At 71.8% G+C, this 10,902-nt stretch carries 10 protein-coding genes; 2 read left to right on the top strand and 8 right to left on the bottom strand.

The window, feature by feature from the left end:
• Positions 1-142 precede the first annotated feature (142 nt).
• Positions 143-706: a hemerythrin domain-containing protein gene (locus ACFWYS_RS35985; RefSeq protein WP_384778220.1), complete on the top strand. Its 564-nt coding sequence runs from the start codon at positions 143-145 to the stop codon at positions 704-706.
• 92 nt (positions 707-798) lie between these two features.
• Here the strand turns inward: ACFWYS_RS35985 and ACFWYS_RS35980 are convergent, their stop codons facing one another.
• From ACFWYS_RS35980 to ACFWYS_RS35965, 4 genes are all read right to left on the bottom strand, one after another.
• Entirely contained in the window at positions 799-1,329 is a 531-nt protein-coding gene (locus ACFWYS_RS35980) for a hypothetical protein (RefSeq protein WP_384778218.1), read from the bottom strand.
• A gap of 78 nt (positions 1,330-1,407) precedes the next feature.
• Positions 1,408-2,514 (bottom strand): NAD(P)/FAD-dependent oxidoreductase, encoded by a 1,107-nt coding sequence (locus ACFWYS_RS35975; RefSeq protein ID WP_384778215.1) that lies wholly within the window; start codon positions 2,512-2,514, stop codon positions 1,408-1,410.
• Between the two features lie 262 nt (positions 2,515-2,776).
• Positions 2,777-4,990 carry a catalase/peroxidase HPI gene (gene katG / locus ACFWYS_RS35970; RefSeq protein WP_384778212.1) on the bottom strand — a complete coding sequence of 738 codons (2,214 nt, stop codon included), beginning with the start codon at positions 4,988-4,990 and terminating at the stop codon, positions 2,777-2,779.
• A gap of 24 nt (positions 4,991-5,014) precedes the next feature.
• Complete coding sequence (locus tag ACFWYS_RS35965; RefSeq protein ID WP_384778209.1) at positions 5,015-5,464, bottom strand: Fur family transcriptional regulator; 450 nt, start codon at positions 5,462-5,464, stop codon at positions 5,015-5,017.
• A 231-nt stretch (positions 5,465-5,695) separates the two neighbouring features.
• On the opposite strand from ACFWYS_RS35965, the gene ACFWYS_RS35960 reads away from it, so the two are divergent.
• Positions 5,696-7,063 carry an alpha-lytic protease prodomain-containing protein gene (locus tag ACFWYS_RS35960; protein WP_384778206.1) on the top strand — a complete coding sequence of 456 codons (1,368 nt, stop codon included), beginning with the start codon at positions 5,696-5,698 and terminating at the stop codon, positions 7,061-7,063.
• 106 nt (positions 7,064-7,169) lie between these two features.
• Here ACFWYS_RS35960 and ACFWYS_RS35955 read toward each other — a convergent pair whose 3' ends face one another.
• Genes ACFWYS_RS35955 through ACFWYS_RS35940 form a run of 4 tightly spaced genes read right to left on the bottom strand, consistent with a single transcriptional unit; the run spans position 7,170 to position 10,886 of the window.
• Positions 7,170-8,294: a serine hydrolase domain-containing protein gene (locus ACFWYS_RS35955; RefSeq protein ID WP_384778203.1), complete on the bottom strand. Its 1,125-nt coding sequence runs from the start codon at positions 8,292-8,294 to the stop codon at positions 7,170-7,172.
• The gene (locus ACFWYS_RS35950) at positions 8,291-9,214 is read right to left on the bottom strand and encodes a DUF6895 family protein (RefSeq protein WP_384778200.1); all 924 of its coding nucleotides are present in this window, start codon (positions 9,212-9,214) and stop codon (positions 8,291-8,293) included. The genes ACFWYS_RS35955 and ACFWYS_RS35950 overlap by 4 nt, the downstream gene beginning before the upstream one ends.
• Positions 9,211-10,161: a DUF6895 family protein gene (locus tag ACFWYS_RS35945; protein ID WP_384778197.1), complete on the bottom strand. Its 951-nt coding sequence runs from the start codon at positions 10,159-10,161 to the stop codon at positions 9,211-9,213. The genes ACFWYS_RS35950 and ACFWYS_RS35945 overlap by 4 nt, the downstream gene beginning before the upstream one ends.
• Positions 10,158-10,886, bottom strand: coding sequence for a hypothetical protein (locus ACFWYS_RS35940; protein WP_384778194.1), 729 nt, complete (start codon positions 10,884-10,886; stop codon positions 10,158-10,160). Before ACFWYS_RS35940 ends, ACFWYS_RS35945 begins: the two co-directional genes overlap by 4 nt.
• Between the last annotated feature and the right edge of the window lie 16 nt (positions 10,887-10,902).

Below are 10,902 nucleotides of genomic sequence, written 5' to 3'. Positions count from 1 at the left end.
CGCGGCGCACTATCCCCCCCCGGTGCGGGGGGTCCGCGGCCCGGCCCGCGGGGGGGGCGCTCCCCCCCCCCCGCCGCCGGGCCCCCCCGCCCCCCGCGGCGGCTCCGTCCGGACCGCCGTTCCCGCACCGGAGGTGAAGGACATGGGTCATGGTGGGAACGTCATCGACGAGCTGGTGACCGATCATCTGGAGGTCGAGGAGCTCTTCGGCCGCATCGAGGGTCTTCGGCCGGGAGACAAGGACCGCAAGCTCTACGCCGACCAGGCCACGATGGAGCTGGTCAGGCACTCGGTGGCCGAGGAGGCCTACCTGTACCCGGCCGTGCGGCAGCATGTGGCGGGCGGGGACGCCATCGCCGACAAGGAGATCGACGATCACTCCAAGGCCGAGCGGATCATGAAGGACCTGGAAGGGTGCGACGCCGGCGATCCGGAGTTCGACCGGCTGATCGGGATGCTGATGTCGGAGGTGCGCTCGCACATCGCCGACGAGGAGCGGAGCCTGTTCCCTCAGCTGCGCGCGGCATGTACGCCGGATGCGCTCGACGACCTGGGCGACAAGGTGCGCCAGGCGAAGAAGGTCGCACCGACCCGCCCGCACCCGGCCGCCCCGGACAAGCCGCCGGCCAACAAGCTGCTGGCCCCGGGAGCGGGCCTCGTCGACCGCCTGCGCGACGCGCTGACGGGGCGTGGAAAGGAGCACTGAGCCCGTACGGGCCCCCGTATCGCAAGCCACGGGCTACGAGCTGCGTGCAACGAGCTACGGCCTACGGCCTACGGGACAGCGCGCCGCACGCTTCAGGCGATGAGCGCCTGTCCCGGGCCGAGCCGCTCGTGCAGTGCGGCGCGGTGCAGGGCGGCCACGGGGGCGAGGAGATCGGGGTGACGCAGCAGCGCCGCCGCCTGCCGGTGGTCGGCGTCGGGTGACACCAGGCGCCGGAAGTCGACCGGGACCCCGGTGGTGGCGTGGGCGCCGTCGGCGATCGCGGCGACGGCCGGCCGGGCCAGCCCGGCGTCGGTGAGCAGGCATGCGGCCCAGCTGGCCACGACCTCGTCCACCCAGGTACGCCACGCGAAGTCGTCCCCCTGGGCCTGCCCTCCCGGGTCCGCCCCGGTGATCCAGTCCAGACCGGCCGAGCCGCCCGGGCCCGCCAGCACGACCAGTGCGGCGTCCGTCGGCGTCGGATAGCGCAGCCACGCCGCGACCGTGACGGCCTGCCGGGCCTGCACCTCACCCAGGGCAGCGGCCAGCGCGCCACCGCACGCGGGGTAGGAACGCGTCAGCCACCGGGTGGTCGCCGCGATGAGCGGGGAGAGATCTGCGAGCACTGACGGGCCGTCCGGGGTACGGGTGAGCGGGGATCCATCAAACGGTAGCCCGTCGGCCCGGTTCCCCGACATCCCCGCTCATGCCGCCGTGTATCCGAGCTGGCGCCTCATGAACGGCGTCATGAGCGTCTTCGCCTTGGCCAGCGTCGTGGTGCGGCTGCCGAGGACCGCCGTTTCGCCGCCCGGTACGGGCAGCAGGGTCACTCCGTCGGCCGGGCCGAACGGGACGATGAGCGGGGTGCGGTGGATCGGCCGGTAGAAGCGGGGCTCCTTGCGGTGCTTGCCGGCGCTGTTCAGATAGGTGCGGATGTTGTGGGCGGCGAGGTCCGCCTGGGCGAGCGCGGCCGGGGTGATCTTGAGCTCGGTGGCGTCGTTGACGTCGCCGACCGCGAACACGTCCAGCCGGCCCTGGACGCGCAGTGCCTGGTCGACCTTCACATGGCCCGACGCGTTCAGCCAGTCCCCGTGCCCGGCCAGGCGCAGCCAGAGCGTGTTGGGCGTGGTGCCGGTGGCCCAGAAGGAGCGGTCGGCCTCGATGAGGTTGCCCTGGGCGTCGCGGTAGGTGCCGAAGTCGTTGCCGGGGGACATGAAGGCGTCGAGCCACACCTGCACGTCATGGGACTCCAGCCAGGACCGCGCCTTGCGTCCGGCCCGGGTGCTGCCCGTGGAGTGCAGCAGCTCCGGCCCGGAGTGGGCGAGGGTGACCCGGGCCTGCGGCCGGGCGAGGCGGATCTCGGCGCTGAGCTCGATGCCGGAGGGCCCGCCGCCGACGACCAGGACGTGCTCGGCGGCGGCGATCTGCTGCTGGTGCGCGACGAAGGACTTCGCGGCCTCCTCAACGGTGGTGCCGGTGAAGCGGGCGGGCTCGGGGTAGTCGGCGCCGGTGGCGATCACCAGCACGTCGTACGGGAGCCGCTCCCCCGTCGCCAGGACGACCTGACGCTCGGTGGTGTCGATCCGGACGGCCTTGCCGACGGCCACGCGGCCGTTCTTCAGCAGGCGGTCGTAGGGGATGAAGGGGGTGTGGGACCAGTCCCGGCGCACTCCGGCGCGCAGGGAGGCGATGCGGTGGAAGAAGACCTCCTTGCGGTCCACCAGCGTGACCCGCGCGGTCGCGTCCAGTCGCTTGGCCAGGCGGACGCCCGCATATCCGCCGCCGATCACCACTACGTCGCCGTCAAGCACGCCGAGTCTCCTGAGCTGGTGGGAAGAGGAGGAGCGAGTGCCGCGGCGGGAGGGCCGCCGTCGGCCGCGCCCCCGTCCCGGGGAGCCTAGCGTTTGAAACTTAAAGGGGTCGCTGAGGTGCGGTGTGCGTTCTGTGAAAGGTGGAACCTGTGAGGCACAGCGCCCGTGCGGCGGGACGCCTGTGCAGCAGGGCGCACACGCCGACGTCCAGGCAAGCCCGTGCGGGCCCGCCTGGACGTCGGGTGCGAACCGATCAGACCGATCAGACGAGGTCGAAGCGGTCCGCGTTCATGACCTTGACCCACGCCGCGGCGAAGTCGTTCACGAACTTCGCCTTCGCGTCGTCGCTCGCGTAGACCTCGGCGAGCGCGCGCAGCTCGGAGTTCGAGCCGAAGACGAGGTCGGCACGGGTGCCGGTCCACTTGACGGCGCCCGAGTCGTCACGGCCCTCGAACGTGGTCTGGTCCGCGGAGGTGGACTTCCAGGTCGTGCCCAGGTCGAGCAGGTTGACGAAGAAGTCGTTGGTCAGCTTGCCCGGGGTCTCGGTGAAGACGCCGTGCTTCGAGCCGTTGCTGTTCGCGCCCAGCACACGCAGGCCACCGACCAGGACGGTCAGCTCGGGCGCGCTCAGGCCCAGCAGGTTCGCCTTGTCGAGCAGCAGGTACTCGGCCGGCAGGCGGTTGCCCTTGCCGAGGTAGTTGCGGAACCCGTCGGCGGCCGGCTCCAGCGCGGCGAAGGACTCCGCGTCGGTGTGCTCCTCGGTCGCGTCGACACGGCCCGCGGCGAACGGCACCTCGACGGCGTGCCCGGCGTCCTTGGCGGCCTTCTCCACGGCAGCGGTGCCGCCGAGCACGATCAGGTCGGCCAGCGAGACCTTCTTGCCGCCGGCGGCGTTGAACTCCTCCTGGATGCCCTCAAGGGTGCGCAGCACCAGCGCGAGCTGGTCGGGGTCGTTGGCCTCCCAGTTGCGCTGCGGCTCCAGGCGGACGCGGGCGCCGTTGGCACCGCCGCGCTTGTCGCTGGAGCGGAACGTCGAGGCCGACGCCCACGCGGCGCTGACCAGCTGCGGGACGGTCAGGCCCGAGTCGAGGAGCTTGGCCTTGAGGGCCGTGACGTCGGCGGCGTCGATGGCCTCGCCCTCGGCCTGCGGCAGCGGGTCCTGCCACAGCAGCGTCTCCGCCGGGACCTCCGGGCCGAGGTACAGGGACTTCGGGCCCATGTCACGGTGCGTCAGCTTGTACCAGGCACGGGCGAAGGCGTCCGCGAACTCGGCCGGGTTCTCGTGGAAGCGCTTCGAGATCGGGCCGTAGATCGGGTCGAAGCGCAGCGAGAGGTCGGTGGTGAGCATCGTGGGCAGCTTCTTCGAGCCGCCGTGGGCGTCGGGGATGATCGCCTCGGCGTCCTTGGCCACCCACTGGTTGGCGCCGGCGGGGCTCTGCGTGAGCTCCCACTCGTAGCCGAAGAGGATGTCGAAGAAGTCGTTGCTCCACTGGGTGGGCTTGGTGGTCCAGGTCACCTCAAGGCCGGAGGTGATGGCGTCGCCGGCCTTGCCGGAGCCGTAGGTGGACTTCCAGCCCAGGCCCTGCTCCTCCATGGAGGCGGCCTCGGGGTCGTTGCCGACCGCGTCGGCCGGGCCGGCGCCGTGGGTCTTGCCGAAGGTGTGACCACCGGCGATGAGGGCGACGGTCTCCTCGTCGTTCATCGCCATGCGGCGGAACGTCTCACGGATGTCGCGGGCCGCGGCGATCGGGTCCGGGTTGCCGTTGGGGCCCTCCGGGTTGACGTAGATGAGGCCCATCTGGACGGCGCCGAGCGGGTTCTCCAGCTCACGGTCGCCGGTGTAGCGCTGGTCGTCGAGCCAGGTGGTCTCGGGACCCCAGTACACGTCCTCGTCGGCCTCCCAGACGTCGGCACGGCCACCGCCGAAGCCGAAGGTCTCGAAGCCCATCTGCTCCAGGGCGACGTTACCGGTGAGGATCATGAGGTCGGCCCAGGAGATGGCCTGGCCGTACTTCTTCTTGACCGGCCACAGCAGACGGCGGGCCTTGTCGAGGTTGCCGTTGTCCGGCCAGCTGTTCAGCGGGGCGAAGCGCTGCTGACCGCGGCCGCCACCGCCGCGGCCGTCGCTGATGCGGTAGGTGCCGGCGCTGTGCCAGGCCATACGGATCATCAGCGGGCCGTAGTTGCCGAAGTCTGCGGGCCACCAGTCCTGCGAGGTGGTCAGTACCTCGGCGATGTCCCGTTTGACGGCCGCCAGGTCGAGGCCCTGGAACGCCTCGGCGTAGTCGAACTCCTCACCGAGCGGGTTCGCCACGACGGGGTCCTTGGCGAGGATCTTCAGGTTGAGCCGTTCCGGCCACCACTGACGGTTGCCGCCGCCCTGCGTGGGGTGCGCGGCGCGACCGTGCGCGACGGGGCAGCCACCGGTGCCCTCCGTCTTCGCGTCAGTGACGATCGCATCGGGGTTCTCAGCCATGGGAAACCTTCCGAACTAGGTGGATCACAGTGCTCGGGGTGCACTGCTGGCGGTGGAACAGTCGGGGCACAGGCCCCAGTAGATGACCTCGGCCTCGTCGATGGAGAAGCCGTGGTCGTCGGACGCGGTGAGGCAGGGCGCCTCGCCGACCTCGCAGTCGACGTCAGCGACGACCCCGCACGAGCGGCACACGATGTGGTGGTGGTTGTCGCCGATCCGCCCCTCGAACCGGGCCGGGCTGCCAGCCGGCTCGATGCGGCGTATGAGTCCCGCCGCGGTGAGTGCGTGAAGGCCCTCGTACACGGCTTGCAGGGAGACATGGCCCACGCGATCACGCACCCCGGAGGCGATGGCCTCGACGCCGAGGTGGTCACCGGCCCGGACAGCCTCCAGCAGCGCGACGCGCGCGGCGGTCACCCGCAGGCCGGCACCGCGCAGCTCCTCGGCGGGGGTCGGGGTCTGGGATGCGGTCATGGCAGACAACCTACCTCGCTAAACACGAATGATTCAAGAAAACGAATGATGAAACTCTGGCGACCCGCACCGGCACGTCCCGGACCCGGCCTCCGCGCCCGCTAGCGCACATGGCACGTCCAGCGTCCCCCAAAACCGCGAAAAATCATCTTTTCCGGCATTTCGGCATGACTTTCCGTCAAAGGCTTGTCCTGGTCGACATCCCACTCGTACTCGATGGAGGTACATCGCATGCTGGGCAGACATACCGCGGCCGGCCGCCGCGTCGCCCTGACCACTCTCGGCACCCTGGCCCTCGCCGGAGTCGCCCCGACCGCCGCGGCGAAGCCGCCGCCCGCGCCCGCGTCCACCGCCGCGCACACCCTCGGCGCCGACCGGCCGCCGGCCGCGGTGGTGCGTGCCATGGAGCGCGATCTCAAGCTGAAGCCGGGTCAGGGGGCCGAGCGGCTGGTGAACGAGGCGGAGGCGGGCGCCCGCGCCGGCCGCCTCCGCAACGCCCTGGGCGATCACTTCGCGGGGGCCTGGGTGAAGGGGGCGACCTCCGCCGAGCTCACCGTCGCGACCACCCGTGCCGCCGACGTCTCCGCCATCCAGGCGCAGGGCGCCAAGGCCGCCGTCGTCAAGCAGCCGTTGACCGAACTCAAGGCCGTCAAGGAGAAGCTGGACGCGGCCGCCGCCCGTACCAAGACGCGCGACACACCGGTCTGGTACGTCGACGTGCCGGGCAACAAGGTCGTCGTCCAGGCGACCAAGCGCTCGGCCGCCACCGCCTTCATCAAGGCCGCCTCCGTGGAGGACAAGGGCGTGGGCATCGTCGTGTCGGAGGTACGGCCCCGGCTGTTCGACGACGTGGTCGGCGGCGACGCCTACTACATCGAGAGCTCGGCCCGCTGCTCGATCGGGTTCTCCGTCACCAAGGACCAGCAGCAGGGCTTCGCTTCGGCGGGCCACTGCGGCGAGCGGGGCGACACGACCGCGGGCTTCAACATGGCCGACCAGGGTGAGTTCCAGGCGTCCACGTTCCCCATGAAGGACATGTCCTGGGTCGCCGTCAACAGCAACTGGACCGCCACGCCCGACGTGAAGGGCGAGGGCGGCCAGCGGACGCAGGTCACCGGCTCGGTCCAGGCGCTCGTCGGGGCGTCGATCTGCCGCTCCGGATCCACCACCGGCTGGCACTGCGGCACCATCCAGCAGCACGACACGAGCGTCAGCTACTCCCAGGGCACCGTCAACGGCGTCACCCAGACCACGGTGTGCGCCGAACCCGGTGACTCGGGTGGCTCCTACCTCTCCGGCTCGCAGGCACAGGGCGTCACCTCCGGTGGCTCCGGCAACTGCACGAGCGGCGGGACCACGTTCTACCAGCCCATCAACCCGATCCTCAGCGACTTCGGCCTCATCCTGAAGACCGCGCCCGCCCAGTCCGGCACCCCCGCTCCGCCGGAGAACGCCGCGGACACCTGGGCCGCGGGCCGCGTCTACGAGGCCGGTGCCACCGTGACCCTCGCGGGTGTGCGCTACCAGTGCCTGCAGAGCCATCAGGCACAGGGTGCCTGGTCGCCGGTCGGCACTCCGGCGCTGTGGCAGCGGTTGTAGGAGTCGGTCGTACGACCCTTCCGGTGCGGGGGACGCTCCCGCACCGGCCGCTCCCTCTCCCCCTCGGTCCCTCGCTCCCCGCCCCCTTCTCCCCGCCACCGCTCCGCTACTGGTCCGCGAGGAGCCCGTACGCGGTGGCGACGAACGAGTCGCGGGCGCGGAACCGGCGGGTGCACAGCGCCACGAGGGCCGTGCCCGTGTCGGGCCGGAAGCCGAGGAAGGCCTGCTGGCCGAGGGTCGCCCCGCTGTGGAAGTACATCGGTCCGGCGTCCGTGGGGTGCCGGAACCACGCCATCGTGTGCACGTGCCGACGGTCCAGCCCGCGCCGCAGCACGGGTGTGCGCACCGCCCGCAGCGCGTCGCCCAGTGGGGTGGCGGCCGGGTCGAGATGGGCTTCGAGGAACGTCAGCAGGTCGTGCGGGGTGGCGCGGACGGCGCCGGCCGACTGGAAGCCGCCGGCGTCGAAGGCGAGGGTGGGCGTGCGCCCGTCCTTGCCGTGTCCGACGGCGTCCGCCTTCGGATCCTCCGCCGCCAGGGCGGTGCCGCTCAGGCCGAGCGGACGCAGCACATGGGCGCCGAGCAGTTCCTCCCACGCCGTGCCGGTCGCGGCGGCGAGGGCGAGGCCTAGCACGGAGACACCGAAGTTGGAGTAGTGCCACCGGCTGCCGGGCCGATGCCGGGGCCGGTGCCGCAGGAAGGCCGCGATCAGACGCTCGGCCGGGTAGCGGCCGTACGGGTTGGTGCGCCAGGCGGGCAGCGCCCGGACGTAGAAGTCGGCCGGCAGGGCGGGCAACCCGGCGGTGTGCGTGATGAGGTGAGCGAGCGTCACCGGAGCCGCGTCGCCACGCCGTCCCGGGTCCAGACAGGCGGCGGCCGGCTCGCCCCCGGTCAGCAGGCCGCGCTGGATGAGCTGGGCCAGGAGCAGTCCCGTGTAGGCCTTCGTGGCCGAGCCGATCTCGTAGCGCAGGTCCTGCCGGGGAACCGGCGGGGGCGGGCCGGTGCCGCCGCAGTGCAGGGTGCGGTGGCCGAACCGGGAGACGGCGAAGACGACGTCCGGCGCGTCGATGGCGTCGACGGCACTCACCAGCCGCTCGCGCAGCGAGTCACCGTCACCATCGGCGAGGACGACGCCGAGGGCACGGCCCGCACTGCCGTAGTCCTCCTCGCCGACCCGCACGTCCGTGCCGTCGGCTGCGCCCGGCCCCGGCCAGGGCATGGCCGGGCCGGTCATGAGGTGGTGGCGTGCGTCAGCTCGGCGAGGGCGCGGGAGGTGGCCAGCACGGAGGCGAAGGCGGCGACCAGCGTCGGGTGGTAGATCATGTCGAACACCTCGTCGGGTTCGCCCTCCGGCATCGTCCGTACGGCGGGCATGGCGCCGTCGGGCTGCTGTGCGGCGGCGAAGCCCTTCCAGGCCCGCTCGTCCAGGGTGGGGCGGGGCAGGCAGGCATCGATGACGAGGAGTTCGCCGAGCAGGTCCCAGCGCTTGAGGTCCAGCCAGTCGTCGATCCAGACCGGCAGCCAGGTGGCGAGGTAGTCGGCGATGTCCGGCGGCAGGCCCTCGGGGTGCTCTCCCCAGTCGGTGAGGTGGAACACCGTGTGGGTGACGTCGTAGGCGATGTGCCCGCTGACCGTCCAGGGTTCGGGGGTCTGGCCGAGCCAGGTGGAGCCGACGATGTCCGCCTCGGGTATGCGGGGCGTGAGGCCGAAGCGGCGCTGGAACGCGGAGAGTCCAAGGCGCCGGGTCGGGTCCAGTTCGAGGGCCGCCCAGCTGTCGAGCCGGTGGTAGAGGACGGTGGCGCGCTCCACCTCGGGCTCGCTGTACCCGAGTTCCTTGTACGGCAGGTACACCTCGAAGGGGATCGGCGAGAGCGGCTCGATGCGCTGGCCGCGCGCCAGCATGCGGCCGCCGTCCAGGGTGTGCCGCCAGGTGTGGTCGAGCAGCTTGCGCGCGAGTTCCGCCTGCCGCGATCCGGCCACGCCCTCACGGAACAGCACCCTGCAGATCAGGGCCAGTTCACCGACCGGTTTGAAGCGCTCCAGGAAGCCCACCTCGGGATCGACGTCGGGCTCCAGACGGAATCCGTCGCGATGAGCCCACAGCCATTCCAGGGCGCGGGCGCCGACGGTGTGCATCAGACGGGTGTCGGTCATCCGGGCACTCCTTCGGCGGCAAGGCACTTGACGGTCTGCGCCGCCGCGAAGGCGGCCATCAGGGTGGAGTGGTAGCAACGCAGGAAGTCCGGCTCCCGGTCCGCTCCCGTATCGCCCGGGTGAGCCTGCTCCTCAAGGGCGCCGGAGGGGTGCTGGGCCTGCGCGATCCGGGTCCAGGCGTGCTGGAGGGTCGCCGGGTCGGGTGGGTCCGGGAGGCTGCCGGCCACGACCAGGAGCTCGCAGCTCAGGTCCCACATTCCGGCGTCCAGGCAGGTGTCGAGCCAGGGCGGCAGCCAGTGGGCCAGATAGGCGGCGAGGTCCGCGGGGACGCCCGTGGGGGTGCGGCCCCAGTCGGTGAGGTGGAAGACGACGTGGGTGAGCGCGTACCCCGAGGAGCGCTCGAACGTCCACGGTTCCGGAAGTCCGCCGAGCCAGGTGCGCCGCAGCGTCTGCGCGGCCCGCTCACGCCGGTGGATGCCGCTGCGCCGCTCGGCCCTCAGGACGCCGAGCCGGCGCGTCGGTTCCTGCTCGGTGAGCCGCCAGCTGCGGGTGCGGGCCGTCGTGCCGGCGGCGGCCTCGTACCCGGAGTGTCTGAATCCGGCCGAGGCGAAGACGGAGTAGATCTCCAGCGGATAGGTCGCGAAGGGCTCCAACCGCTGGAGACGGAGGAAGAGTTCGCCCTGGCCGGTCTGCTGCCAGGCGAACCGCAACAGGTCGGACGCGCGTGCGTGCAGCGGGTCCGACGGCGGGGTGTGCGCGCGTACGCTCGCACAGGTCTGGGCCAGTTCACCAAGCGGTTTCCAGGTGGCGTCGACAGGACCGTCCAGGGTGAGCGCGTCCTCGCCCAGGGCGAAGTCGCCGCGGTGCGCGGACAGCCACGCGAACGCGGCCGCTCCCACCTCCCTGATCTCGCCGACGCCCACCGCACTCACGCCCGGGGCGGTCATACGAGCGCTCCTGCCGTCCGCATGACGCGTGCCGCCTGTACCTGGAGGGCCACGCGGGTGTCGTTGCCGCCCATCAGTTCCACGAAGTCCAGCCCGGCTTCGAGGCCGAGTGTGTCCGGCACTCCGTCGAGCAGGGTGAGCCAGCGTCCCGCTCCGGCGGCTTGTTGCCAGTCCCTGCGGCGTACCGCCCGTACGAAGCCGCGGGCCACGTCGACCGGACGACGCCGGGCGGCGCGGGCCACCGCGCACTCCTGGCCGGGCACCGCGAGCGGCGCCAGGACCGCGAGTTGATGCGTCAGGACCTGCCAGCCGGCCGTGTCGAGCCAGTCGGCGCCGGGTTCGGCGTCGTCGTCCTCGAAGGACGCGCCGGGTGCACCGGGCGCGGCGGGAAGGGGTGTGTCGAGGCGCCGCAGCGTCCGACTCATCGCCCAGTGGCTCCACTTGACGGTGGGTGGCGTGTCGGCGCCGGGCGGGAAGGCCTCCACCGCCTTGCGGAACACGGCGAGCGCCGCCGGGTCGGGCGGAGTGGGGAAGAGTACGTGCGGCAGCAGCAGATCCGCTCCCAACACGCGTACGGCCGCGAGGTCGAGACTTCCCTCCACCTCGTGCACCGTCTCGATGCCGGACATGCGCACGTGGTCTCCACCCCTGAGGGCGGAGACCACGTCGGTCGCAAGGTCCTGCACCGCGCCCTGCAAGAGGGTCGAAGTGCCTGACTGCTCCATTCAGAATGCTCCCGTC

It is taken from the genome of Streptomyces sp. NPDC059010, assembly GCF_042740355.1.
Lineage (GTDB): Bacteria > Actinomycetota > Actinomycetes > Streptomycetales > Streptomycetaceae > Streptomyces.
This window is presented reverse-complemented; position numbering and strand designations above follow the sequence as displayed.